The following is a 23,601-nucleotide window of genomic DNA, read 5'->3' as shown; positions in this document are numbered from 1 at the left end:
AGCTATAAAACTGGTATCCTATCGCCATTATTTTTACTATTTTAAAATTTTTATTGCTATGACCTTACCTGCATCAAAAACTTATGCTAATTTGCCAACAAGCACTTACCAAACACAGCTTGATGATAAAGTCACACGGTTAAAAAACCTTTTATCCCCTTTTGCTAAAAAAGAATTGCTAGCAGATATGACGGTTTATCAGTCTGAGGTAACACACTTTAGAATGCGTGCAGAATTTGGCATTTGGCATGAGGGTTCTGATTGCTTTTATACCATGATGGAAGCAACTGAAGCTAATAACGCTGAAAACAAACAACGTGTTAAGGTTGATACGTTTGCTATCGCAAACCATGCTATTAATAAATTAATGCCAGTATTATTAGAAAAAGTAAAACAGCATGAAACACTAAAACACAAACTCTTTCAAGTCGAGTTTTTAAGTACACTCTCTAATGACATGTTGGTAACGCTGATTTATCACAAAAAGTTAGAAGACGAGTGGCAAACACTTGCAACTCAGTTAGAAAAAGAACTCAACTGTCACATTATTGGGCGTAGCCGTAAACAAAAGCTGGTGCTTAGCCAAGATTTTGTGCTTGAAAAACTAACTGTACTGGGTAAAGAGTACACCTATAAACAGTTAGAAGGCGGTTTTACACAGCCTAACGCCAAGGTTTGTGAACACATGCTAACTTGGGCATGCCAACAAGCCAAAGCGATTACAACAAATAGCACATCAACAGACTTGCTAGAATTGTACTGTGGCAATGCCAACTTTACCTTACCACTTAGCCAGTTTTTTAAAAAAACCCTGGCAACAGAAATTAGCAAAACCTCAGTCGCTGCAGCGCAGTGGAATATTGCCGAAAACCATTTAGATTCCATTGCTATTGCTCGCTTATCAGCCGAAGAATTCACCCAAGCAAAAAATGCTACTCGTGAATTTCGCCGTTTACAACAAGCCGATATCGAGTTGGCAAGTTATGACTTTAGTACCGTATTTGTCGACCCACCGCGCGCTGGTATTGATGAGGATACACTGGCGTTGTTAAGCGAGTTTGATAACATCATTTACATCTCTTGTAACCCTGATACTCTAGCAGACAATTTACAAACCCTTTGCAAAACACACAAGGTAATCAGCACGGCTTTATTTGACCAGTTCCCTTATACGCATCACATCGAGGCTGGTGTATTACTCACCAAAATAATAAGATAAATAATTAAGGACAACTCATGCAAGAAGTTATCGCCGCAGCCGTGACGCTGTTTTTTATTATGGATCCACTCGGTAACATCCCTGTGTTTTTAGCTGTACTTAAAGCCGTACCAGAAGAACGCCGCAAAAAAATTATCGTCCGTGAGCTTATCATCGCCTTGGGTATTATGTTGTTGTTCCTATTTATGGGCAGCAGTATTTTGCACGCACTGGGGCTAAGCCGTGAAGCGGTAGCGATTGGTGGTGGCTTGGTGTTAATGATTGTGGCAATACGTATGATTTTCCCTTCTCGTGGCGGTATTATGGGCGATGATGGTGACGACTATACTGAACCATTTATTGTGCCTTTAGCCATCCCTTTAGTTGCAGGTCCTTCGCTTCTTGCCACACTCATTTTGTTAGTAGAGACAAACCCAGAACAGATTAAATCTTCATTGATGTCTGTTTTATTGGCTTGGTCAATTTCTGCGTTAATTTTGTATTTTTCTCCTGTTTTTTACCGCCTACTTGGGCACCGTGGTCTAAAAGCCATTGAGCGATTAATGGGGATGATTTTAATATCAATTTCTGTACAAATGCTGTTAAACGCATTCAAATCATTTATTGCGTAATCTACTTTATGGTAGTATGCCCCATATTATAAAAAAAAGTTTTTATATAAAAAACAAAGGTTTTAATCTAAGGATACAAATTAAATGACACAAAAAGAACCTATTTATAATAAAACAGTTGCGCTTATTGGCGCACCCACTGACATTGGTGCAGGTGTAAGAGGCGTTAATTTGGGTCCAGACGCTTTGCGAGTTGCCAACATAGATAAACACATCGCCAACCACGGTGTTAGTTTGGTTGACCGTGGTAACTTATCTGGTCCAATTAATCCTGACTTGCCTCCTGTCGATGGCTATCGCCACCTACCGCAAGTGGTTGAGTGGAATCAATCCGTTCATGACAGTGTTTATAAAGAACTAGAAGAAGGTAACCTGCCCATTTTAATGGGTGGCGACCATTGCCTTGGGCTTGGTTCGATTGCTGCGGTTGCTCGCCATTGCCGTAAGCAAGGCAAAAAACTGCGCGTACTTTGGTTTGATGCCCATGCCGACTTTAACACCAGCGATTTAACTCCTTCTGGTAATATTCATGGCATGCCTGTTGCCTGTTTATGTGGGTTTGGACCAAAAGAGCTCATCAACTTTAGTGATACCACCCCCTCTGTCAACATTGCTGACATCCGCCAAATCGGCATCCGAAGCGTAGATGAAGGCGAAAAAAAGTTTGTTAATGAACATAACTTAGATGTATTTGATATGCGCTATATTGACGAATATGGTATGAAGGCAACTATGGAAGCTGCGCTAAAAGGTGTGGATGAAAACACCCACATTCATGTCAGCTTTGATATTGACTACCTAGACCCAAGTATTGCCCCAGCGGTTGGCACAACTGTCGTTGGCGGGGTTACTTACCGTGAAGCACAATTGGGGATGGAAATGATTGCCGATACTGGGCTGATGGGCTCACTCGATATTGTTGAATTAAACCCAACGTTAGATGAACGCAACAAAACTGCCATTTTAGCGGTCGACTTGGTTGAATCGTTATTTGGTAAATCAACCTTAATGAGAAAACGATAAAATCTTAAAAATTTTTAATTTATATTTGGATACAAATTATGACAAACAACTCACAATACTATATCGACCTAGAAAACAAATACGGCGCACATAACTATCACCCACTACCCGTTGTTTTAACAAAAGGTGAAGGCGTGAAAGTATGGGATGTAGAAGGCAATGAATACTACGATTTTTTATCAGCCTATTCTGCCGTAAACCAAGGTCATTGCCATCCAAAAATCATAGATACCCTTACTAAACAAGCACAAACGCTTACTCTAACCTCACGCGCTTTTTATAGCGACAAACTGGGCGAGTTTGAAAAGTTTGCCTGCGACTACTTTGGCTTTGACAAACTTTTACCAATGAACACAGGCGCAGAAGCGGTAGAAACCGCCATTAAAGTTTGCCGAAAGTGGGCGTACGAGAAAAAAGGCATTGCAGAAAATGAAGCCCAACTTATTGTCTGTGAAAACAACTTTCATGGTCGTACTACCACAATTATCTCTTTTTCTAATGATGAAAATGCCCGCAAAAACTTTGGTCCTTACACCGCAGGCTTTATTAAAGTTGAATACGACAACTTGCAAGCACTAGAAGAAACCTTAAAAAATAATGATAAAGTCGCAGGCTTTTTGGTAGAACCAATACAAGGTGAAGCAGGTGTTTATGTGCCTTCAAGCGGCTACCTTGCAAAAGCAAAAGCCTTGTGCGAAAAATACAACGTACTTTTTTTGGGCGATGAGATTCAAACAGGTGTTGCGCGTACAGGCAAGCTATTAGCACTAGACCACGAAAACGTAAAACCTGATATCTTAATTTTAGGCAAAGCACTATCTGGCGGTGCTTATCCAGTATCTGCTGTTTTAACAACCGATGACATTATGGATGTGATTAAATCAGGACAACATGGCTCAACCTATGGTGGTAACCCACTTGGTGTTGCGGTTGCCATGACTGCCCTACAAGTCGTTAAAGATGAAAATTTGGCAGAAAACGCCGAAGAACTTGGCACAATATTTAGAGCCGAAATGCAAAAGCTGGTAGACCAATATGACATTTTGACGCTAGTACGTGGTAAAGGCTTGTTAAATGCATTGGTAATTAACGATACGGAAGACAGTGACACGGCATGGAACTTGTGCGTTGCCTTAAAAGAAAACGGTTTACTGGCTAAACCTACCCATGGCAACATCATCCGTTTTGCACCACCTTTGGTGATTACAAAAGCGCAATTAGCTGAGTGTATTGACATCATCAGTAAAACGGTTGCAGCGTTTGCAAAATAGCCCTATCCAAAAACAAACAAAGCGGGTTGCTTAACACCTTAAGCAACCCGCTTTTTTAAAAGCGCTAATTATCAGTGTCTACCCTATCTTTTTATGTTTGTCTAAAAAAGAAAGCAGATTTTATAAATATGTTATAAATATTGACTTAGCCATAACCTAAGCTTTAATGACCATACAGGCTGGATACCCGTTAATCCTTGTTGCATTTCCCCATTTTTTAACACCACATAAGAGGGTGTGACTTGCCCTTGCCAATTTGTAAAAATTTCACCATCATTATCATTAATCAGCTTAAAGGTATAGCCATGCTCATTCATGTATTGAGCCAATGCCTGATCTGTACCAGAGCTAACGGCAATAGTAACAACGGGATAACCTTGCTCACTTAACGCATTAACTTTTGGCGAGCTAACATTACACATACCACACCAGCTACCCCAAAAATAAACGAGGGTCGGTTGTTGCTCACTCATTTTGGCTAAATCTATGGTTTGCCCTTGATAGTCAGTTAATTGCAGTTGTGGATTAGCCGGCATCACTGGCTGTCGCCACCAATTGATAGCGGTATAAACAACAAAGATGAGAACAAGATATTTTAAGGCGGTGGTGATAAATTTTAACAAGTTAAAACCCTTTATCAATTAGTTTACAAAGCTTTTATGATGGTTATTGCAGGTACTTTGCTTTAAAAACAAAACTACCAAATGGAATAAAGGCAGACACCAAGCCAATTAAAGTTGTTGTGGCAGCCAATTTTCGTTTCAGCATATAAGATAAGATGATTGCCACAAAGCTTAAGAATAAAAAACCATGAATTGGTCCTACTATTTTTACCGCTGTGGGTATTGCAGCCATGTACTTTAGTGGCATTGCGATAAAAATAAGTAGCAGTAATGAACTGCCTTCAAATAATGCTGCCCATTTTAGTAGGGGTAAATTTGGTTTTGTCATTTTTTCTCGTTTTTTCTGGATTAATGAAATGAAAGTATATCATATTGCCAAACACCAAATGATATGTATCGATACTCAGTAAAAGTAGTTTGATTTTATTAGATAACCATTTGGTTTAAAATGTATTTTATTACAAAAATTATTTCACAGCATGTAATAAATTAAAATATGTTTATTGATCTTTAGTTTCCTTTAATCTCTATCTTTTTCTAAGTGACATCTCAAAGAGATTCTTGTAGGATAAAGTAATTTAAAGTCATTAGGCAACTGTATATCATGAGCGGAACTAGAAAAATACTAATTGTAGAAAATGGATTTGATTTGGCACATTTCTTACCAACTAAATATGAGCACTTTATCCATGCGATGAAGGTCGTTGATAACTATAATGCGCCTAAGAATTCATTTTTAATGATTTTTCGCAATTTAGTAGGAACTGACTTTACAATTAAGAAACCTATTCAATTTTAAACTAAAAATACGATTTTTATTTATAAAGTCAAAAAGTTACAAGAAGTAGTTTGTTTCAATGTTTTAAAAGCTACTTACATATCGGTATTGAAACGTGGATATTTTGAAACGCAAAATTAATATGATACCCTTAATACTAATTTATATCACCAATAAATAAGGCATTTTATATGAAAAAAATTCTTCTAATAACTTCAACAGTTTTTCTTTTATCAACAGTTTCAGGCTGTGTAACGACCCCAAAATCTGATATCAAACCTGTAATTAATTATGCAAACACTTTTAAATTTGAAACTGACCATCGATTAAGCGATCTAACTATCGTAACGAAAGGGCAACGTAGCAGTGCCGCTGTAGGTCAAGTACTAAACTTTCTGGTTGGTACTGGCAGTGCAAGCACTTTTACAAAAGATGATTTAATTGGTAAAAAAATTATTGATACCAATGATACCTCCGTCTTAGAAAACCCTATCTACGATATCAATTCATCTTTAAAAAAGAGGCTAGAATCACAAGATAAAAAACTTGATGAATACCTTTCTCCGATTATTTTATCTAATGCTACCCCTTTATGGAAAATTGTTTATGTTAATGGTAATACGAATTATCAATTAACGTTTGGTGCAAAACTGTCTCGTGATGAAAACTCTATTCAGAAAGGTTTGTTTGGTAATCAAGAAGTAATAAGGAAACGACATATCTATTGTGAATATCGATCTGAAGAGCTGCCATTAGAAGAGTGGAAAGCAAATAACTATCAAAAAGTAGCAAACTTAAAGAGTGAGGTTATTGACACTTGTATGGAAAAGTTCATTCCAGCATTATCTACTTTGACAAATGATGAATTTAAAGTAAAAATTCAGTAATAACTCATGAAAAAACCAAGCTTTAAAGCTTGGTTTTTTATTTTTAAACAACTCTATCAAAACTACTTCATCAATAGCTCATTCACTCGCTTAATATACCCAGCTGGGTCATCCAGTTGACCACCATCAGCAATCAATGCTTGGTCAAAGATAACTTGAGCTAAGTCATCAAACTGTTCACTGCTTTCAAGCTTTTGAATCAATGGGTGAGTTGGGTTAACCTCAAGCGTTGGTTTAACATCTGGTACATCTTGTCCCATTTGCTTAAGCATCTGAATCATTTGTGGGGTCATCTCACCATCACCAACGACCAAACAAGCTGGACTGTCTACCAAACGGTTAGACACTTTAACATCACTCGCACGTTCACCAAGAGCAGATTTTAGTTTATCAACCACTGGCTTCATAGTGTCAGCAGCTTTTTCTGCTTCTTCTTTTTCAGCATCATCCGTCAAATCACTTAAGTCTACCGCCCCTTTAGCGATATTTTGCAGTGGCGTGCCATCAAACTCATGTAAGAAGTTCATTGCCCATTCGTCTACACGGCTGGTCATTAAGATAACTTCGATGCCTTTTTTCTTAAACATCTCAAGTTGTGGACTGTTTTTAGCAGCTGTTAGATTATCTGCTGTGAGATAGTAGATGGCTTTTTGCCCGTCAATCATGCGTTCTTTGTAGTCCGCAAAGCCTGTTTCTAGTCCATCATTGGTATTGGTTGCATAACGAAGTAGCTTGGCAATACGAGCTTGGTTTTTCATATCTTCGCCCAAGCCTTCTTTAACCACATCACCAAATTCTGCATAAAACTCAGCAAACTTGGCTTGCTTGTCACTGTCTTCACTATTCGCAAGGCTGGCTAACAAGGTCAACACACGGCGAGAGTTACCTTCACGGATAGACTTCACATCACGGCTTTCTTGCAATAGCTCACGGCTAACGTTTAGTGGTAGGTCAGCTGAATCAATTACACCCTTAACAAAACGCAGATACATTGGCAATAGCTGCTCAGCGTCATCCATAATAAACACACGTTTAACATACAGTTTTAAACCATGTTGTTGCTCACGAGCGTATAGGTCAAATGGTGCTTTCTTTGGAATATATAACAACTGAGTAAATTGTACACGACCTTCAACACGGTTGTGCGTCCATGCCAATGGCTCATTGTAGTCGTTAGAGATGTTTTTGTAGAATTCTTGATATTCTTCATCTTCGATGTCACTGGTTGACTTCGTCCATAGCGCAGTGGCTTGGTTTATGGTTTCCCATTCATCGGTAATGACATATTCGCCACCTGCTGGCGTATCTGAATCATCACCTTCTTCTTTAACCTCTTCTTGCCATACTTCTTTACGCATTTGAATCGGCAAACTGATGTGGTCAGAATATTTATTAACCAAACGCTTTAATTTCGCACGGTCTAGGTAGTTTTGCTCTGCACTGTCTTCGTTATCAGAGTCACCATTGTACTCCTCTTTTAAATGCAATGTGATGGTTGTGCCACGCTCTGCCTTTTCGATGCTTTCAGTGGTATAAGCGCCAGTACCATCAGATACCCAACGTACGCCTTGGTCTGAAGCTTCGCCAGCTTTGCGAGTTTCTACTGTGATTTGGTCAGCAACGATAAATCCAGAATAGAAACCAACACCGAATTGACCGATTAGGTTACCATCTTGTTTTTTATCTTCTGATAATTGCTCTAAGAATGCTTTTGTACCTGACTTTGCAATCGTACCTAGGTTGTCAATGACGTCTGCCTCATTCATGCCGATGCCATTATCAGCAATGGTAATGGTTTTTGCATCGCTATCAATGTCTAAGCGAATTTTTAACTCACTATCACCTTCAAACAAACTGTCATCGGTGTTGCCTTCAAAACGTAGCTTGTCGCAAGCATCAGAGGCATTTGAGACCAATTCACGTACAAAAATATCTGCATTTGAATACAGTGAGTGGGTAACAAGCTTTAGTAGCTGAGCAACTTCAGCTTCAAATTGATGTTGGGTTGCCATAAATACTGACTCCTATTTTTTTAAGTTTTATCGTTAATAAAATTCGATTACTTAATCAAATAAGGACTGTGCACAGGTTTTTCAAGTCATAAAAAAACTTTAATACTGTAACAAATCATCCTATTAAGAAATTAGATTCCCTCTAGGAAAAATACAAAAACACCTTTAAAAATAGAATGAATAATCAGTTTATAAAAATATTTCGGTACTAAAACTTATCATGCAATAATGATGATAGATCCTCCCATAGAAACAACAACAGAGGCTATTATGAAAAAACCAAACAACAACTCAAATAACAACCCAAACAACTTTTGTGTACAACCAGATGCCAGTAATACCCGAGTTAACAATCAACCTGGTAACAGCTACCCTCTCCCCGATCAGATTGGTAATTACCAGCGCAATATCGGTTTACCAAATAACAAATTTAAAGAGAGTAAGGTCTACATTATTGGGAGTGGTATTGCCGGTTTATCAGCAGCCTATTATTTTATCCGCGATGGTAAAATCCCTGCCAGTAACATCACATTTTTAGAGCAGTTGTCCATCACTGGTGGTTCAATGGATGGTCAGGGCAATGCAACCGATGGATATATGGTTCGTGGTGGACGAGAGATGGACTTCACCTATGAAAATTTGTGGGACATGTTCCAGGACATACCTGCTTTAGAAATGCCAGAAGGCTATAGCGTATTAGATGAGTACCGCTTGATTAATGATGCCGATTCTAATTACTCTATCGCTCGTCTCATTCACAACCAAGGTGAAGTAAAAGACTTCAGCAAGTTTGGTTTAAAAAAGAAAGACCAACTTGCCATTATGCATTTATTACTAAAACGCAAAGAAGATTTAGATGATTTAACCATCGAAGACTACTTTAGCCAAGATTTTTTAGACAGCAACTTTTGGACATTTTGGCGCACCATGTTTGCGTTTGAAAACTGGCATAGCTTATTAGAATGCAAGCTATACATGCACCGTTTTTTACACGCGCTGGATGGTCTTAATGACATGTCATCTTTGGCATTTCCCAAATATAATCAATATGATACCTATATCATCCCACTCCGCAACCATTTAACAGCCCTTGGTGTTAACATTCAGTTTGATACGATTGTTACCGATTTAGATATCAACGAAGACGCGAGTAAAACGGTCACCAATATTATCTCTACCCAAAATGGTACAGATATTAACATCCCCATTCGTCAAGATGATTTTGTCATTGTGACAACAGGCTCAATGACCGAAGACACACGCTATGGCGATAGCAACACCGCGCCTAACCTTGATTTTAAAAAGTCCAGCAACAACGCGATTGGACAATCACAAGGCTGGCAAATATGGAATAACTTAGCAAAAAAATCGCCAATATTTGGTAACCCAACTAAGTTTAATAGCCATGTCGACAAATCATCTTGGATGTCTGCAACCTTGACCTGTAAACCATCGGCGCTCGTTGATAAACTCAAAACCTTATCTGTTAATGATCCCTACTCTGGTAAAACAGTTACAGGTGGTATTATTACCATTACCGATTCTAACTGGTTAATGAGCTTTACCTGCAACCGTCAACCCCACTTCCCAAATCAACCAAGTGATACGCTGGTGGTTTGGGTATATGCCTTGTTTATGGATAAAACAGGTAATGTCGTACACAAAACCATGCCAAAATGCACAGGCAATGAAATTGTGACAGAACTCTGTCATCATCTTGGTTTAACAGACAAACTGGACGATATACTGAGCAATACCATCACTCGCACCGCTTATATGCCGTATATTACGTCTATGTTTATGCCAAGAGCAATGGGTGACCGCCCTGAGGTTGTGCCTGCAGGCTGCAAAAACTTAGGATTGGTGGGACAGTTTGTAGAAACTCATAATGACGTGGTGTTTACTATGGAAACTTCGGTACGCACTTCACGCATTGCTGTTTACAAATTGCTTGGCATCAATAAACAAGTACCTGATATTGCACCTTTACAATATGACATTCGCCATATGCTAAAAGGAGCATCGGCATTAAATGATGGCGAACCAATTATGGGGGCGGCTGTTTTACGCAAACTACTTAAAGGGACTTATTATGAACATATTTTACCAGAGCTTCAAAAAACCGAAAGCACAAGTGAACAAGCCTCTCTTTTATCCAACCTTACAGAGCACTGGGAGCAACTAAAACACTTATGGCATAAGCAATAACTAATCAATAATTAGCAAAAAACCGTTCGTTTATTTACGTTTGTTTATTTAAAAATAACGAACGGTTTTTTTGATATTTTCCTAATTAAAAAATACTAGGCTTTAACTTCTGTAACGGGTATTCTGAGCTCTTTTGGTAATTTAAAAGTCACGGTTTCTTCAATACCATCTAAATCTTTTGGCAAGTCACCACCCCATGCCTGTAGTTGATCCAGCACCTCTTGAATCAAAACTTCTGGAGCAGAAGCACCAGCAGTGACGCCCACTTGAGTCACGCCAACAAACCAGTCTTTATCCATTTCAGCGGCATTGTCTACTAAGAATGCCTGACAGCCCATGCGTTCGGCAAGTTCACGTAATCGGTTTGAGTTTGACGAGTTGGGTGAGCCAACGACCAAAACCACCTCACATTGCTCGGCTAAGTCTTTAACAGCATCTTGCCTATTTTGAGTCGCATAACAAATGTCATCTTTACGAGGGCTATTTACCTCTGGATATTTGTTTTTTAAAGCATCCACAACCACAGCCGTATCATCCATAGATAGTGTGGTCTGAGTTACAAACGCAAGGTTACTTGGATTCACTATTTCTAAGTTGGCAACGTCTTTTTCGTCTTCTACTAGATGAATTTTTCCACCAAAACTGGTGTCATAACGCCCCATTGTCCCTACAACTTCTGGGTGTCCTTCATGCCCAATTAAAATAGCATCAATCCCCTGACGCGCAAATTTTAACACTTGCATGTGTACTCTGGTCACTAATGGGCAAGTGGCATCAAATACCGTTAAGTCTCGACGTTTGGCTTCTTCTTCTACCGCGTTAGATACCCCATGTGCCGAAAAAATAACAATAGAACCATCTGGTACTTCATCCAGCTCTTCTACAAATACCGCCCCTCTATTAGCAAGATCAGAGACCACAAATTTATTATGCACCACTTCATGACGCACATAAATTGGTGGTTCAAAACGAGCTAATGCTTCATTAACAATGGCAATGGCTCTATCAACGCCTGCGCAAAAGCCACGAGGGTTAGCCAAAAGAATTTGCATGGTTTTTTATCCATTCAATAGTTTGTATTGCAATTACCTTTTTATGCTGCTCGGTAACTGAGTGTTGGTCGTTCAGATATTATAAAGTTCCCACCATGGTTCGACAAGCGCACCATGGTGGGAACTATAAAAAATATGACAATAAATAGAAGATTTATTCTTATGTACCACTACATGTACATACCACCGTTAACCGCTAGCACACTACCTGTAATATAGCTTGCTTCATCACCTGCTAAAAAGCTCACTGCCGCTGCAATGTCTTCTGGTTGTCCTAAACGCCCCAATGGCACGGCATCAAGCATGGAGTTAACCAAACGTTCATCTAATTCATCGGTCATGTCTGTTTCGATAAACCCTGGTGCAACTGCATTGACAGTAATATGACGAGAACCAACCTCACGTGCTAGTGTGCGTGTAAATCCTTCGGTACCAGCTTTACTAGCCGCATAGTTTGCTTGCCCAGCATTACCCATTTGAGCAATCACTGATGTGATGTTGATAATACGACCACGACGTGCCTTCATCATTCCTCGCACGGCTCTTTTGCTCATACGATATACAGAAGTCATGTTTGTATCAATGACGCTAGACCAATCATCATCACTCATGCGCATTAATAAACCATCTTTCGCAATGCCTGCGTTATTAACCAATACCTGCACATTGCCATAAACACTTTCAATTTCTTCAAATAGTCTTTCAATTTGCTCTTGATCACAAACATCAAGAACACGACCAATACCCGCAGAATCAGAGATATCATTTAGATAGGTTTCAATTGATTCAACACCCGCCTCTGACGTTGCAGTACCAATCACAAAATGACCTTCTTTTGCAAAACGCTTTGCAATTGCTTTGCCAATCCCTCGGCTTGCCCCACTAACAAGTGTAATTGTACGGCTCATGATAACTCCTCAAATAATTTTTGTAATCGCTCTGGTCTGTCGGTAGGATAAGCTGGAATAACGTTTTTTTGACGTTTTGTTAAGTTAGTCAAAACGTTACCACTGCCCACTTCAATCAAGAGTTCAACTTGCTTTGCGGCTAGCTCTTCTATCGTTTTTGCCCACTGTACCGGGTTACTTAACTGTTCAACAAGTGCTTGCTTAATATTTGGCATAGTTTTTTCAACTCGCGCATGCCTGTTTTGGATAACTGGAATCAATGGCTCGTTAATTTTGACACGATTCAGCTCTGCTTGTAGTGCTTCACTGGCAGGCTGCATCAGCTCACAGTGTGAAGGCACACTCACCTTTAACGGAATCGCTTTTTTACCAAGATTGTTTTTAACTTGTTCAACAACCTGTTCAACCCCAGTTTTATTGCCAGCAATCACCACTTGGCCTGGGCTATTAAAATTAGCAGGATTCACACTGGCGGCTTCATCCAATTCTCTAATTTGTTCACAAAGGCTTAACACTTGTTCGTCTTCTAAGCCTAACACAGCTGCCATCATCGTTTCCTGATTTGCAACCGCTTCTTGCATCAGCTTACCACGTTTATGTACCAGCACCACTGCATCTGCAAGTGAAATTGCACCTGAAGCACATAACGCACTAAATTCACCTAACGAATGCCCTGCCATAAAAACAGGTTGCTCAACTTGATCTTTTAAAACCCGCCATAAAGCAACACTTGCCGTTAGCAAGGCAGGTTGCGTATATTCGGTTTGGTTTAACTGTTGCTCATCTTGGCAAACTTCCCACAAATCAAACCCAAGGGCATTACTTGCCTCAGTAAATGTTTGTGTAATAATGGGGTATTCTTCACTCAGCTCGGTTAACATCCCGACATTTTGTGAGCCCTGACCAGGGAATACGATGGCGATTCTTTTATTTGGCTTATCATCCAAGCCGACTTTTGTGCTATCCATAAATGTTACTCATTAAAATAATGCGCTAATTAAGTTTATCGACTAATCAATATTATACATCATAAATAAAAAACCAAGCTATGTCGCTAATTTTTACTGAATACAGTAATTTAAATTAAGCATCATAACTTGGTTTTTAGTTTTGTTTTTAATTAGTTTGAGATTGCAAGTTAATGACTATTTTGCTTTTGCCATTGTAAAAAAAGAACTTGCTAAACGCAATACTAACCTAAACTTTTAAATTAGTCTTCTTGACTAACTTTAAATAACTGACGGCCGCGATAGAAACCATCTTTGGTCATGTGGTGACGACGGTGTTTTTCACCAGTGGTTGAATCTAAACTCAACTCTGCAACTGGCATTTGATGATGTGAACGACGCATGTCACGACGTGAACGACTTTTACGACTTTGCTGAACAGCCATGAGATAACTCCTGTGCTTCAATTAACTTTGGGTATGAACTTAAGGGCTAACACCCAAAGTATGCGGGTATAATGTCTTTAACTTGAGTTCAATATATAACAAACTCGCAATTATACGCATAAAATTAAAAATAATAAAGTAAAATCTTTGATAAAACTTAATTTTTATCTTCTAACATCATTTTATATGATTGCACCAAGCGATTAATTAATGCGATTTTAACCCTGCAAGCGCTGCAAAAGGATTCTCTGGCTCTTCTTCAATGATTTCGCCTACTTGTTTCACTGCCATTTCACAATCTACATGTTTTGGTGCGATGGGTAAATCAAGCAACAATTCATCTTCAATTAACATCGATAAATCTAGCAGTTGTTTTTTTTGATCCATGGCAACTAATTCATCAAGCATTAAGTAGTCATCATCTTCATCCAAGGCACTCACTTGTGATTCTGCCTCTAACAAAGCGATTTCATGCGACTTGTTCAACTGTATTGCTACCGGTTGCAAACAACGTTGACACTCCAGCCAAAAGGTACCATCTGCATTAAAGGTTAGCCATAACACATTGCTTACTCTTTTAAGCTGACAATCAAACTTTAAGTCATCATGCGGTTTATCCAAGAGTTCGGCACATATTCTTGTAAAATAGTTAATTGACAAGTTACCAGACCATTTAAACTCTTGCTCTGACCACTTACTTAAGTCAATTTTTTTTATTAACTCTGTACTAATTGAATCTGTCATTATTGGCACCCATTCCCCTTTATCGGCGTGGTTAAACCGCCGAATTCTAACATAAAACTATGCGGCACATATCATATAAGTCATATAAGTCATATAAGTCATATAATTCATATAATTCATATAATTCATATAATTCATATAATTCATATAATTCATATAATTCATATAATTCATATAATTATAATCTAGTATGATACAATTTATGTCTGTTGAGTTAAATTTATTTTTTTAATCATAAGCTGCTAAGTTTTCATCGTGATGACAAATTCTTTATTCGAAAAAATCACTTATCACAACGCCCCCAAGTTATGGCAAAAGATATTACAAATACAACCGTTATTACTAAATGACGATATTGAACGATATAAAGACAATTGGCAAAAAATAAATGATACCAGCCTAAATGATGCGTCAAAAGAGCACCTGCTAACAGAATGGCTTATCACTTTATTTAATCGATTATTTACTCATCATAATACCATTTTGGTACGTGGTGAATTCAAAGATGGTATCGATGAGCCAGAATACTTTCCGGCAACTGTTAATGAACCTGCCAAGATTGTGTTTGCACACGGCTTTTTTGCCAGCGCATTGCATGAAATAAGTCACTGGTGCATTGCTGGCAAACAAAGACGTACTTTGAATGATTTTGGCTATTGGTACGCACCCGATGGCCGCAGCGAAGAACAACAAAAAAACTTTGAAAAAGTAGAAATAAAACCGCAAGCCATTGAGTGTCTGCTAACTTTAGCATGTGGGCGATTTTTTAGAGTATCGCAAGATAATTTATTTGCCAATTTTGATACCAGTAACAGTACTTTTGAACAAGATGTTTATAACCAAGTTCATGACTATTTAACCCAGCCATCAATACTACCAAAAGACGCACAGCTCCTATTAATTACATTGGTAAAAACTTGCCTACAATAAACAATATATTAAAAGTTAAGGAATAACAATGCAAACCCTCTACATACACCCAGACAACCCACAACCACGCCTAATACAGCAGGTTGCCGAGGCACTAACTCAGGATAAACTTGTCATCTACCCTACAGACACCAGCTATGCTTTTGCCTGTAAAATTGGCTCAAAGCAGGCATTAAACAAATTAAAACAAATCCGCCAATTAGAAGACAAACATCAATTTGCTTTGATGTGCCATGACTTAAGTGAGATTGCAAAATTTGCGACTGTCAGTAATCAACAGTACAAAATTTTAAAAGCAAACACACCCAATCCTATTACCTTTATTTTAGCCGCAACCAAAGATTTGCCAAAAAAATTAGCACACCCAAAAAAGAAGACCATTGGAATACGTGTGCCCAGTAACCCAATTGCCCAAGCTATTTTACAACAAATGGGCGAGCCTATTTTAACAAGCACACTGATTTTACCTGAGCATGATACCGTCTTAGATGATCCTTTTGAAATTGAAGAGTTGCTATTCAACCAAGCTGATATGTTGGTTAACGCTGGTATCAGGACCACTAAGTTAACCACTATTATCGACTTATCAGATAGCGAAGCCAAATTAATAAGGACTGGTGCTATAAATCCAGAGAGCATTATCTTTTAATAATCTCAAAGTTTATAAAAAACAATCTATTCTTTTTTAGTGATTAACCTAAAATATGCCTATAAAAAAAGACCTTAGTTAGTTAACTAAGGTCTTTTTTAGGCATATTATAAATTAGTCACGATCAACTAATTCTACATAAGCCATAGGCGCGTTATCACCATCACGGTGACCACACTTGATAATACGTAAGTAACCACCTGGGCGAGTTTGGTAACGAGGACCAAGTTCACCAAATAGTTTACCAACCATATCTTTGTTACGCATACGGCTAAAAGCAAGACGACGGTTTGCAACGCTGTCTTCTTTTGCCAATGTAATTAATGGCTCTGCTACACGGCGTAGCTCTTTTGCTTTAGGCAAAGTTGTTTTGATCAACTCATGCTCAAACAATGAGTTAGTCATGTTTTGGAACATTGCCTTGCGATGGCTGCTGGTACGACCCAGCTTCTTTCCACTTTTGCGATGTCGCATGGTTATAATCCTTGTGTTTAACGGCTACGGTACGAAAAACGGTCATCAACACGTAGGTCTGATGGTGGCCAGTTTTCTAGTCGCATACCTAACTCTAAATCTTGTGCCGCAAGCACATCTTTAATTTCAGTTAGCGATTTTTTACCTAAGTTTGGTGTTTTCAACAGCTCAGTTTCTGTGCGTTGTACCAAATCACCGATATAATAAATATTTTCAGCTTTCAAACAGTTTGCTGAGCGAACCGTTAGTTCAAGATCATCCACTGGACGTAATAACGCAGGGTCAATCTCTTCTTTTTCCGCAACAGGTTCTGGGGCTTGTTCAGCTTCTAAGTCCACAAAAATAGCAATTTGCTGCTGCAAAATAGTTGCAGACTTGCGAATTGCTTCTTCAGGATCAATTGTACCGTTGGTTTCAAGATCAATAATCAGTTTATCAAGGTCAGTACGCTGTTCAACACGCGCATTTTCTACTTGATAAGCAACACGGACAACTGGGCTGTAGCTTGCGTCTAATTTAAGACGACCAATCGCTTTTGTATCCCCATCTTCGCTACGTTGATTTGCTGGCTCATAACCACGACCCATTGCCACACGCAGTTTCATCTTAAGATGACCACGATCACTAAGTGTACCAAGTACAAGCTCAGGGTTCATGATTTCAACATTATGTGGTAAATCGATATCTGCTGCTGTTACCGTACCGGCACCTTTTTTATCTAAAGTTAAGAAGACTTCATGGGTGTCGTGTAGAGTAATCGCTAGCGATTTTAAGTTAAGTAGCAAATCAAGTACATCTTCTTGCAAACCTTCTAGTGTTGAATACTCATGATCAACACCTTCGATTTCAGCTTCAATAACAGCTGCACCAGGCAAAGAAGATAGTAAGATACGGCGTAAGGCATTACCAAGTGTATGCCCAAAGCCGCGTTCTAACGGCTCGAGCGTGACTTTTGCATTAGTTTCATTTACTGTCTCAACGTTAATAGCGTTAGGCGTAAGAAACTCAGTTGCATGTAGCATCATAAATGTCACCTCGAATGATAAAATTAATTATTTAGAGTAAAGCTCAACAATCAAACTCTCATTGATTTCTGCTGGAAGATCCACGCGATCAGGAGCTTGTTTGAAAGTACCTTGCAATTTACTGTGATCAACTTCTAACCATTCAGCAATACCACGTTGTGTTGCTAGTTCGATAGCATTTTTAATACGTAGTTGTTCTTTTGCTTTTTCATGGATAGCAACAACGTCACCATCTTGAAGTTGAATTGATGGAATGTTCACACGAACAAATTCATCACGTCCTGCTTTTTTAACCATAACTGCTTTATGGCTAACTAGCTGACGAGCTTCTGCACGTGTAGAACCAAAGCCCATACGATAAACAACGTTATCTAAACGACGTTCAAGCATAGTCAATAGGTTTTCACCTGTTGCACCACGCATGCGGGCTGCTTCTTTATAGTAGTTTGAGAATTGACGCTCAAGTACACCGTACATACGTTTTACTTTTTGCTTCTCACGCAACTGTTGAGCATATTCTGAAGTTTTTGCTCTGCTGTTACCATGCTGGCCAGGAGCACGATCAGCTTTTTTAGTTTTCACATCAAATGGTTTAACACCAGACTTTAATTGTAAGTCGGTACCTTCACGACGTGATAACTTGAGTTTAGGACCAATATAACGGGCCATAATAGAGTCTCCTTAGTGTCTTAAACTCGACGCTTCTTCGGCGGGCGAGTACCATTGTGTGGGATTGGTGTCACATCTGTAATGCTGTTCACTTTATAACCCAATGCACCTAAAGCTCTTACCGCAGACTCACGACCAGGTCCTGGACCTTTAACCAGAACGTCAATGTTCTTCAAGCCATATTGTTCCTGAGCAGCTTTGCCAGCAACTTCTGCCGCAACCTGTGCAGCAAATGGCGTTGATTTACGTGAACCACGGAAGCCTTGTCCACCTGAGGTGGCCCAAGCCAAAGCATTACCTTGACGATCGGTAATAGTAACAATGGTGTTATTAAAAGACGCATGGATATGGGCTACGCCCTCTGATACAGAACGACGAGACGCTTTTTTGCGACTACGAGTGTCTTTTGCCATCTTTTAGCTTCCTAAATTAATTTGTTTATTTAATTGCTCTTAGTGGACCCTTGCGAGTACGAGCATTCGTTTTTGTACGCTGACCATTAACTGGCAAACCACGGCGGTGACGAAGACCACGGTAGCAACCCAAATCAACTAAGCGTTTGATATTCATTGAAACTTCACGACGAAGGTCACCTTCTGTCGTATAGTTTGCAACTTGTGCACGGACAGCATCTAGCTGAGTATCATCTAACTCACTGATTTTAGTAGTTGGTTCAATGTTAACTGCTGCAAGGATTTGCTTTGCAGTAGTACGACCAATACCAAAAATATAAGTTAGTGAAATAACAGCATGTTTGTTATCCGGGATGTTTACGCCGGCAATACGAGCCATTGGTTTCTCTCCATTAAAAAACAAGTTATTACAACAATTGTAAAACCCATTTAGTTATGTTGATGTTTGCCCTAGTAATGTATTAAATCAACAACTGATTTAAGCATTAAGTATAGAGGCAAACTACGACAAGAAGCGGATGATACCTCATCCGCCCTTGAATTTCAAGTACTAGATTAAAAATTAACCTTGGCGTTGCTTGTGACGTGGCTCAGAGCTACAAATCACATGAACACGACCTTTACGACGAACAATCTTACAGCTGCCGCAAATCTTTTTTACTGATGCTTGAACTTTCATTTCATACTCCAATTATCGGAAAAAAGTTACTAAATACTTAGTAGCTAAATTATAATTTAAAATAGTTTACTGGATTAAGGTTTTATCTTGATATTGGTGCGTCATTAAATGTGCTTGCACCTGTGAGATAAAGTCCATCATAACCACAATAACAATCAATAGTGAGGTACCACCCAATGCAAAACTTAGACCAGCTGCATTTTGCATTATCATCGGCATCAAACAAATAACCGTCATATACATCGCACCAATAAAGGTTAAACGATTAAGTACATGGTCTAAGTAACGTTCTGTTTGTTGTCCAGGACGAATGCCAGGAACATAAGCACCACTACGTTTTAAATTTTCGGCTACTTCCCTTGGGCTAAATACCAAGGCAGTATAAAAATAACAGAAGAATATAATCATTGCCCCAAAAACAACCAAATAAAGTGGCTGACCTGGTGACAATACAAGCGCAATATTCTGTAATATATTTTGAAAAATGCTAGGGTTTGCCGATTGCCCTACCCATTGACTCATACTTGCAGGTACCAACAACAATGAACTTGCAAAAATTGCTGGAATCACACCTGCCATATTAATTTTAAGAGGCAAATGTGATTGCTGCTGTGCATAAACTTTACGCCCTTGTTGCTGTTTTTGCGCATAATTAACTGGGACACGTCTTTGAGCGCGCTCAATTAAAACAATACCAGCTGTAACAGCGGTTGCCAAAACAATAACAATAAATACCGCGATTAGTTTGCCCTCTTTTGCCATATCAATGGCTTGAGAAAACATCATTGGCATACTTGATATAATACTGATTACCATCAGCATAGAAATACCGTTACCAACACCACGCTCAGTAATTTGTTCTCCCAACCACATCAAAAACATTGCGCCTGCAACTAATGATGTAACCGCTGGGATATAAAACGTAAGACCTGATGTAATGGCTAGATCTTGACCAACTAATAGCCCTCTACTCATTACAACAGCCTGCACAAGCGCCAAGGCTAATGTACCTTGACGTGTATATTTATTTAACTGTCTTCTACCCGCCTCGCCTTCTTTTTTTAGTGCTTCTAAAGAAGGGATGACTGCTGACATCATTTGTACAATGATACTGGCCGAAATATAAGGCATGATGCCAAGCGCCATAATCGACATACGCTCTAATGCACCACCAGAAAACATGTTAAACATCCCAAGTAATGTGCCAGAGTTTCCTTTAAAAAAGTCAGAAAGTGCACTCGGGTCAACCCCTGGTACTGGGATGTGTGAGCCAAAGCGATAAACAACCAATGCTCCTAATAAAAAAAGCACTCTACTCCACAACTCATCATATTTACGAATAAATGCGATGGGATTTAATGGAATACCACTAGCAGTCATTGATTGTTTTGCCACTTTTATATTACTCCTCGATGCTGCCACCAGCAGCTTCGATTGCTTCTTTAGCACCTTTAGTTACTTTAACACCTTTAAAAGTGTATGCTTTACCAGCTTCTTTAAAGGCTTCTTCGCCAGATAAGATAACGCGTACACGTTTCATATCATGACGGATGATGTTAGCAGCTTTTAGTGTTTCTACACTAACTACATCACCTTCTACTTTATTTAGTTCAGACAAGCGTACTTCTGCAGTTGTCATTGCCATTTTGCTGGTAAAACCAAACTTAGGCAAACGACGGTAGATTGGCATCTGACCGCCTTCAAAACCTGCAGGAATGCTTGAGCCACTACGTGACTTTTGACCTTTAACACCACGACCACCAGTTTTGCCTAGGCCAGAACCGATACCACGACCACGGCGGAATGCTTTTTTCTTAGAACCTTCAGCAGGTGATAATTCGTTTAATTTAAGACCCATTACGCTTCCTCCACTTTTACCATGTAGTTGATGCGATTTACCATACCACGAGTTGAAGGGGTATCTTCTACTTCTACCGTATGACCGATACGACGCAAACCTAAACCTTTAAGGCATGCCTTGTGGCTTTGTTGGCGATGGGCACCCGATTTAGTTTGAGTGACTTTCATTGTTTTCATAGTACTCACCTACTCCTGATTAACCCAAAATTTCTTCTACAGTTTTGCCACGTTTTGCAGCCATCTTTTCTGGAGATGACATGTCACGCAAGCCATTAAATGTTGCTTGTACAACGTTTGCTTCATTTGTTGAGCCGTAGCACTTAGCTAGTACGTTTTCAACGCCAGCAACTTCAAGTACTGCACGCATCGCACCACCAGCAATTACACCAGTACCTTCAGATGCAGGCTGCATGTAAACACGTGATGCACCATGACGGGCATTAATTGGGTGTTGTAGTGTAGTACCATCAAGATCAACAGTGATCATATTACGTTTAGCAGCTTCTAGTGCTTTTTGGATAGCAGCTGGTACTTCGCGTGCTTTACCACGACCAAAACCAACTCGACCATTACCGTCACCAACTACTGTTAAAGCAGTGAACGAGAAAATACGACCACCTTTAACAACTTTAGAAACACGGCCAACTGAAACCAAGCGTTCTACTAAACCGTCTGTTTGTTCAACATTCGCCATGATTAAAACTCCAATCCATTTTCACGTGCAGCTTCAGCTAACGCTTTTACACGACCATGATATTTAAAACCGCTACGATCAAATGCTACTTTAGTAACACCTGCTGACTTAGCACGTTCAGCGATCATAGCACCAACTGATGTTGCTGCATCTACGTTACCTGTTGCGCCAGAACGTAGACTTACATCTAATGTAGATGCTTGTGCAAGTACTTCACCGCCTGTTGGTGAAATAACTTGTGCGTAAATATGTTTAGGTGTTCTGTTAACAACCAAACGATGTGCACCAAGATTACGAATATGTGCGCGGGTTTTTTTAGCTCGACGCAGACGAGCTTCTTTTTTATCAAACATAGTTGCTCACCTTTTTTATTTCTTCTTAGCTTCTTTACGGGCAACATACTCATCGCTGTAACGCACACCTTTACCTTTATAAGGTTCTGGTGGACGGAAGCCACGGATATTTGCTGCTGCCTGACCCAACTTTTGCTTGTCGCTTGATTTAAGCACAATTTCAGTTTGGGTTGGTGTTTCTGCACTTACACCTTCTGGTAAAGTGTATTCGATTGGGTGAGAGTAACCTAGGTTAAGCGTTACTTTGCTACCAGCTACTTGAGCTTTATAACCAACACCAATCAGTTCAAGTTTCTTTTCAAAGCCTTCAGTTACACCAACAACTATGTTGTTAAGCAATGCACGAACAGTACCTGTGTGCATCCACGCTTCTTTTGTATCTGATACAGGTGATAGTACAACTTGACTATCTTCCTGCTTTAGCTCGACCAAATCATGCAGGCGTAAAGACATGTTACCGTTTTTGCCTTTAACTTCGACCTGCCGATCGTTCAAAGTAACACTGGTACCACTTGGTAGTGTTACTGGGGCTTTAGCCACACGAGACATAGGAAATTCCTTAATTGATAGAAATTAAAACTAGAGCCTTAGTAATCAATAAACATATAAAAAATTTATAAAACATTAAGGCAATAAAAAAACTAACCCAAAAGGGTTAGCATTATATTATAACACAAAAAGCTAGGTAGTGAATACATTACCTAGCTTTTTTAAAAACTTTTTTATGCAACAAATGCGATAATTTCGCCACCAATACCTGCAGCACGTGCAGCACGGTCGCTCATAATACCTTGACTTGTTGATACAATTGTAACACCCATACCTTGGCGTACACTAGGAATTTCATCCTTGCCACGGTACTGACGCAAACCTGGACGGCTATAACGTTTTAGTGTTTCAATAACTGGCTTACCTTCAAAGTATCTAAGTTCGATAGAAAGTGTGTTTTTACCTTTCTCGCCCTCAACTACTTCAGCACTTGCCAAATAACCTTCGCTAACTAATAAGTCAGCAATCGACTTACGCAACTTCGAACTTGGCATAGCAACAGTTGCTTTTTTAGCCATTTGTGCGTTGCGAATACGAGTTAGCATATCTGCTACAGTATCTTGCATACTCATAAAAT

General features: G+C 39.3%; 30 protein-coding genes. 9 read left to right on the top strand and 21 right to left on the bottom strand.

Annotation, left to right across the window (positions count from 1 at the left end; all coding sequences use genetic code 11):
• Positions 1–58: 58 nt before the first annotated feature.
• The 4 genes from trmA (at position 59) to rocD (ending at position 4,124) form a co-directional block, all read left to right on the top strand.
• Positions 59–1,219: a tRNA (uridine(54)-C5)-methyltransferase TrmA gene (gene trmA, locus VH441_RS09105; protein WP_434353331.1), complete on the top strand. Its 1,161-nt coding sequence runs from the start codon at positions 59–61 to the stop codon at positions 1,217–1,219.
• 17 nt (positions 1,220–1,236) lie between these two features.
• Positions 1,237–1,830, top strand: coding sequence for a YhgN family NAAT transporter (locus VH441_RS09100; protein WP_434353330.1), 594 nt, complete (start codon positions 1,237–1,239; stop codon positions 1,828–1,830).
• Between the two features lie 84 nt (positions 1,831–1,914).
• Positions 1,915–2,853, top strand: a complete 939-nt coding sequence (gene rocF / locus VH441_RS09095) for an arginase (protein WP_434353329.1) — start codon at positions 1,915–1,917, stop codon at positions 2,851–2,853.
• Positions 2,854–2,891: 38 nt separating this feature from the next.
• A complete protein-coding gene (gene rocD, locus VH441_RS09090; protein ID WP_434353328.1) occupies positions 2,892–4,124 on the top strand; it encodes an ornithine--oxo-acid transaminase in 1,233 nt (410 codons plus the stop codon).
• A gap of 131 nt (positions 4,125–4,255) precedes the next feature.
• Here rocD and VH441_RS09085 read toward each other — a convergent pair whose 3' ends face one another.
• Positions 4,256–4,747, bottom strand: a complete 492-nt coding sequence (locus VH441_RS09085; RefSeq protein WP_434353327.1) for a protein disulfide oxidoreductase — start codon at positions 4,745–4,747, stop codon at positions 4,256–4,258.
• Between the two features lie 43 nt (positions 4,748–4,790).
• Positions 4,791–5,075: a DUF3817 domain-containing protein gene (locus VH441_RS09080; RefSeq protein ID WP_434353326.1), complete on the bottom strand. Its 285-nt coding sequence runs from the start codon at positions 5,073–5,075 to the stop codon at positions 4,791–4,793.
• A 276-nt stretch (positions 5,076–5,351) separates the two neighbouring features.
• Here VH441_RS09080 and VH441_RS09075 point away from each other — a divergent pair, with 276 nt between their 5' ends.
• Both VH441_RS09075 and VH441_RS09070 read left to right on the top strand, forming a co-directional pair.
• Positions 5,352–5,546, top strand: coding sequence for a hypothetical protein (locus VH441_RS09075; RefSeq protein ID WP_434353325.1), 195 nt, complete (start codon positions 5,352–5,354; stop codon positions 5,544–5,546).
• Between the two features lie 170 nt (positions 5,547–5,716).
• On the top strand, positions 5,717–6,412 hold the full coding sequence (locus VH441_RS09070) for a hypothetical protein (RefSeq protein ID WP_434353324.1): 696 nt from the start codon (positions 5,717–5,719) through the stop codon (positions 6,410–6,412).
• 62 nt (positions 6,413–6,474) lie between these two features.
• Here VH441_RS09070 and htpG read toward each other — a convergent pair whose 3' ends face one another.
• The gene (gene htpG / locus VH441_RS09065) at positions 6,475–8,424 is read right to left on the bottom strand and encodes a molecular chaperone HtpG (protein WP_434353323.1); all 1,950 of its coding nucleotides are present in this window, start codon (positions 8,422–8,424) and stop codon (positions 6,475–6,477) included.
• 270 nt (positions 8,425–8,694) lie between these two features.
• Between htpG and VH441_RS09060 the strand changes: the two genes are divergently transcribed.
• Entirely contained in the window at positions 8,695–10,632 is a 1,938-nt protein-coding gene (locus tag VH441_RS09060; protein ID WP_434353322.1) for an oleate hydratase, read from the top strand.
• 95 nt (positions 10,633–10,727) lie between these two features.
• Here the strand turns inward: VH441_RS09060 and ispH are convergent, their stop codons facing one another.
• The 5 genes from ispH to VH441_RS09035 form a co-directional block, all read right to left on the bottom strand.
• Positions 10,728–11,684 carry a 4-hydroxy-3-methylbut-2-enyl diphosphate reductase gene (ispH, locus tag VH441_RS09055; protein WP_434353321.1) on the bottom strand — a complete coding sequence of 319 codons (957 nt, stop codon included), beginning with the start codon at positions 11,682–11,684 and terminating at the stop codon, positions 10,728–10,730.
• Between the two features lie 170 nt (positions 11,685–11,854).
• Positions 11,855–12,592: a 3-oxoacyl-ACP reductase FabG gene (gene fabG / locus VH441_RS09050; protein ID WP_434353320.1), complete on the bottom strand. Its 738-nt coding sequence runs from the start codon at positions 12,590–12,592 to the stop codon at positions 11,855–11,857.
• Positions 12,589–13,560: an ACP S-malonyltransferase gene (gene fabD, locus VH441_RS09045; protein ID WP_434353319.1), complete on the bottom strand. Its 972-nt coding sequence runs from the start codon at positions 13,558–13,560 to the stop codon at positions 12,589–12,591. Before fabD ends, fabG begins: the two co-directional genes overlap by 4 nt.
• 242 nt (positions 13,561–13,802) lie before the next feature.
• Positions 13,803–13,985 (bottom strand): 50S ribosomal protein L32, encoded by a 183-nt coding sequence (rpmF, locus tag VH441_RS09040; RefSeq protein ID WP_434353318.1) that lies wholly within the window; start codon positions 13,983–13,985, stop codon positions 13,803–13,805.
• A 207-nt stretch (positions 13,986–14,192) separates the two neighbouring features.
• Positions 14,193–14,729, bottom strand: coding sequence for a YceD family protein (locus VH441_RS09035; RefSeq protein WP_434353317.1), 537 nt, complete (start codon positions 14,727–14,729; stop codon positions 14,193–14,195).
• 318 nt (positions 14,730–15,047) lie between these two features.
• On the opposite strand from VH441_RS09035, the gene VH441_RS09030 reads away from it, so the two are divergent.
• Positions 15,048–15,659 carry an elongation factor P hydroxylase gene (locus VH441_RS09030; RefSeq protein ID WP_434354392.1) on the top strand — a complete coding sequence of 204 codons (612 nt, stop codon included), beginning with the start codon at positions 15,048–15,050 and terminating at the stop codon, positions 15,657–15,659.
• Positions 15,660–15,687: 28 nt separating this feature from the next.
• Complete coding sequence (locus VH441_RS09025) at positions 15,688–16,308, top strand: L-threonylcarbamoyladenylate synthase (RefSeq protein WP_434353316.1); 621 nt, start codon at positions 15,688–15,690, stop codon at positions 16,306–16,308.
• Between the two features lie 114 nt (positions 16,309–16,422).
• Here VH441_RS09025 and rplQ read toward each other — a convergent pair whose 3' ends face one another.
• The 13 genes from rplQ to rpsH all read right to left on the bottom strand — a co-directional run bounded on the left by rplQ (position 16,423) and on the right by rpsH (position 23,596).
• Positions 16,423–16,782: a 50S ribosomal protein L17 gene (rplQ, locus tag VH441_RS09020; protein WP_434353315.1), complete on the bottom strand. Its 360-nt coding sequence runs from the start codon at positions 16,780–16,782 to the stop codon at positions 16,423–16,425.
• Positions 16,783–16,799: 17 nt separating this feature from the next.
• On the bottom strand, positions 16,800–17,807 hold the full coding sequence (locus VH441_RS09015; RefSeq protein WP_434353314.1) for a DNA-directed RNA polymerase subunit alpha: 1,008 nt from the start codon (positions 17,805–17,807) through the stop codon (positions 16,800–16,802).
• Between the two features lie 27 nt (positions 17,808–17,834).
• Positions 17,835–18,476: a 30S ribosomal protein S4 gene (rpsD, locus tag VH441_RS09010; protein WP_434353313.1), complete on the bottom strand. Its 642-nt coding sequence runs from the start codon at positions 18,474–18,476 to the stop codon at positions 17,835–17,837.
• 20 nt (positions 18,477–18,496) lie between these two features.
• Entirely contained in the window at positions 18,497–18,889 is a 393-nt protein-coding gene (gene rpsK / locus VH441_RS09005) for a 30S ribosomal protein S11 (protein ID WP_434353312.1), read from the bottom strand.
• Between the two features lie 25 nt (positions 18,890–18,914).
• Positions 18,915–19,268, bottom strand: coding sequence for a 30S ribosomal protein S13 (rpsM, locus tag VH441_RS09000; protein WP_434353311.1), 354 nt, complete (start codon positions 19,266–19,268; stop codon positions 18,915–18,917).
• Between the two features lie 183 nt (positions 19,269–19,451).
• Positions 19,452–19,568, bottom strand: coding sequence for a 50S ribosomal protein L36 (rpmJ, locus tag VH441_RS08995; RefSeq protein WP_434353310.1), 117 nt, complete (start codon positions 19,566–19,568; stop codon positions 19,452–19,454).
• 66 nt (positions 19,569–19,634) lie between these two features.
• Positions 19,635–20,948: a preprotein translocase subunit SecY gene (gene secY, locus VH441_RS08990; protein ID WP_434354391.1), complete on the bottom strand. Its 1,314-nt coding sequence runs from the start codon at positions 20,946–20,948 to the stop codon at positions 19,635–19,637.
• Between the two features lie 22 nt (positions 20,949–20,970).
• A complete protein-coding gene (gene rplO / locus VH441_RS08985; RefSeq protein ID WP_434353309.1) occupies positions 20,971–21,426 on the bottom strand; it encodes a 50S ribosomal protein L15 in 456 nt (151 codons plus the stop codon).
• Positions 21,426–21,605, bottom strand: a complete 180-nt coding sequence (gene rpmD / locus VH441_RS08980; protein WP_434353308.1) for a 50S ribosomal protein L30 — start codon at positions 21,603–21,605, stop codon at positions 21,426–21,428. Before rpmD ends, rplO begins: the two co-directional genes overlap by 1 nt.
• A 19-nt stretch (positions 21,606–21,624) precedes the next feature.
• The gene (gene rpsE / locus VH441_RS08975; protein WP_434353307.1) at positions 21,625–22,122 is read right to left on the bottom strand and encodes a 30S ribosomal protein S5; all 498 of its coding nucleotides are present in this window, start codon (positions 22,120–22,122) and stop codon (positions 21,625–21,627) included.
• A 2-nt stretch (positions 22,123–22,124) separates the two neighbouring features.
• Complete coding sequence (gene rplR, locus VH441_RS08970) at positions 22,125–22,475, bottom strand: 50S ribosomal protein L18 (RefSeq protein WP_434353306.1); 351 nt, start codon at positions 22,473–22,475, stop codon at positions 22,125–22,127.
• A 15-nt stretch (positions 22,476–22,490) separates the two neighbouring features.
• Positions 22,491–23,024 carry a 50S ribosomal protein L6 gene (gene rplF / locus VH441_RS08965; RefSeq protein ID WP_434353305.1) on the bottom strand — a complete coding sequence of 178 codons (534 nt, stop codon included), beginning with the start codon at positions 23,022–23,024 and terminating at the stop codon, positions 22,491–22,493.
• Between the two features lie 173 nt (positions 23,025–23,197).
• Entirely contained in the window at positions 23,198–23,596 is a 399-nt protein-coding gene (gene rpsH / locus VH441_RS08960; RefSeq protein WP_434353304.1) for a 30S ribosomal protein S8, read from the bottom strand.
• Between the last annotated feature and the right edge of the window lie 5 nt (positions 23,597–23,601).

Origin of the sequence: Psychrobacter sp. HD31, from assembly GCF_051097895.1 — a bacterium.
Lineage (GTDB): Bacteria > Pseudomonadota > Gammaproteobacteria > Pseudomonadales > Moraxellaceae > Psychrobacter.
The sequence above is the reverse complement of the archived record's forward strand: the minus strand, read 5'-3'. Positions and strand labels throughout refer to the sequence as shown.

Excerpts from the sequence above, each read along its gene's own strand:
- rpmJ (WP_434353310.1), bottom strand. The coding sequence starts at position 19,568 with ATGAAAGTTCAAGCATCAGTAAAAAAGATTTGCGGCAGCTGTAAGATT.
- rpsK (WP_434353312.1), bottom strand. The coding sequence starts at position 18,889 with ATGGCAAAAGACACTCGTAGTCGCAAAAAAGCGTCTCGTCGTTCTGTA.
- htpG (WP_434353323.1), bottom strand. The coding sequence starts at position 8,424 with ATGGCAACCCAACATCAATTTGAAGCTGAAGTTGCTCAGCTACTAAAG.
- rpsD (WP_434353313.1), bottom strand. The coding sequence starts at position 18,476 with ATGGCCCGTTATATTGGTCCTAAACTCAAGTTATCACGTCGTGAAGGT.
- rplQ (WP_434353315.1), bottom strand. The coding sequence starts at position 16,782 with ATGCGACATCGCAAAAGTGGAAAGAAGCTGGGTCGTACCAGCAGCCAT.
- rocD (WP_434353328.1), top strand. The coding sequence starts at position 2,892 with ATGACAAACAACTCACAATACTATATCGACCTAGAAAACAAATACGGC.
- rplF (WP_434353305.1), bottom strand. The coding sequence starts at position 23,024 with ATGTCTCGTGTGGCTAAAGCCCCAGTAACACTACCAAGTGGTACCAGT.
- VH441_RS09075 (WP_434353325.1), top strand. The coding sequence starts at position 5,352 with ATGAGCGGAACTAGAAAAATACTAATTGTAGAAAATGGATTTGATTTG.
- rocF (WP_434353329.1), top strand. The coding sequence starts at position 1,915 with ATGACACAAAAAGAACCTATTTATAATAAAACAGTTGCGCTTATTGGC.
- rplR (WP_434353306.1), bottom strand. The coding sequence starts at position 22,475 with ATGTTTGATAAAAAAGAAGCTCGTCTGCGTCGAGCTAAAAAAACCCGC.
- rplO (WP_434353309.1), bottom strand. The coding sequence starts at position 21,426 with ATGGGTCTTAAATTAAACGAATTATCACCTGCTGAAGGTTCTAAGAAA.
- secY (WP_434354391.1), bottom strand. The coding sequence starts at position 20,948 with ATGACTGCTAGTGGTATTCCATTAAATCCCATCGCATTTATTCGTAAA.
- VH441_RS09035 (WP_434353317.1), bottom strand. The coding sequence starts at position 14,729 with ATGACAGATTCAATTAGTACAGAGTTAATAAAAAAAATTGACTTAAGT.
- trmA (WP_434353331.1), top strand. The coding sequence starts at position 59 with ATGACCTTACCTGCATCAAAAACTTATGCTAATTTGCCAACAAGCACT.
- VH441_RS09070 (WP_434353324.1), top strand. The coding sequence starts at position 5,717 with ATGAAAAAAATTCTTCTAATAACTTCAACAGTTTTTCTTTTATCAACA.
- rpsE (WP_434353307.1), bottom strand. The coding sequence starts at position 22,122 with ATGGCGAATGTTGAACAAACAGACGGTTTAGTAGAACGCTTGGTTTCA.
- rpmD (WP_434353308.1), bottom strand. The coding sequence starts at position 21,605 with ATGAAAACAATGAAAGTCACTCAAACTAAATCGGGTGCCCATCGCCAA.
- VH441_RS09060 (WP_434353322.1), top strand. The coding sequence starts at position 8,695 with ATGAAAAAACCAAACAACAACTCAAATAACAACCCAAACAACTTTTGT.
- VH441_RS09080 (WP_434353326.1), bottom strand. The coding sequence starts at position 5,075 with ATGACAAAACCAAATTTACCCCTACTAAAATGGGCAGCATTATTTGAA.
- rpmF (WP_434353318.1), bottom strand. The coding sequence starts at position 13,985 with ATGGCTGTTCAGCAAAGTCGTAAAAGTCGTTCACGTCGTGACATGCGT.
- ispH (WP_434353321.1), bottom strand. The coding sequence starts at position 11,684 with ATGCAAATTCTTTTGGCTAACCCTCGTGGCTTTTGCGCAGGCGTTGAT.
- rpsM (WP_434353311.1), bottom strand. The coding sequence starts at position 19,268 with ATGGCTCGTATTGCCGGCGTAAACATCCCGGATAACAAACATGCTGTT.
- VH441_RS09025 (WP_434353316.1), top strand. The coding sequence starts at position 15,688 with ATGCAAACCCTCTACATACACCCAGACAACCCACAACCACGCCTAATA.
- fabG (WP_434353320.1), bottom strand. The coding sequence starts at position 12,592 with ATGAGCCGTACAATTACACTTGTTAGTGGGGCAAGCCGAGGGATTGGC.
- VH441_RS09015 (WP_434353314.1), bottom strand. The coding sequence starts at position 17,807 with ATGATGCTACATGCAACTGAGTTTCTTACGCCTAACGCTATTAACGTT.
- rpsH (WP_434353304.1), bottom strand. The coding sequence starts at position 23,596 with ATGAGTATGCAAGATACTGTAGCAGATATGCTAACTCGTATTCGCAAC.
- VH441_RS09100 (WP_434353330.1), top strand. The coding sequence starts at position 1,237 with ATGCAAGAAGTTATCGCCGCAGCCGTGACGCTGTTTTTTATTATGGAT.
- fabD (WP_434353319.1), bottom strand. The coding sequence starts at position 13,560 with ATGGATAGCACAAAAGTCGGCTTGGATGATAAGCCAAATAAAAGAATC.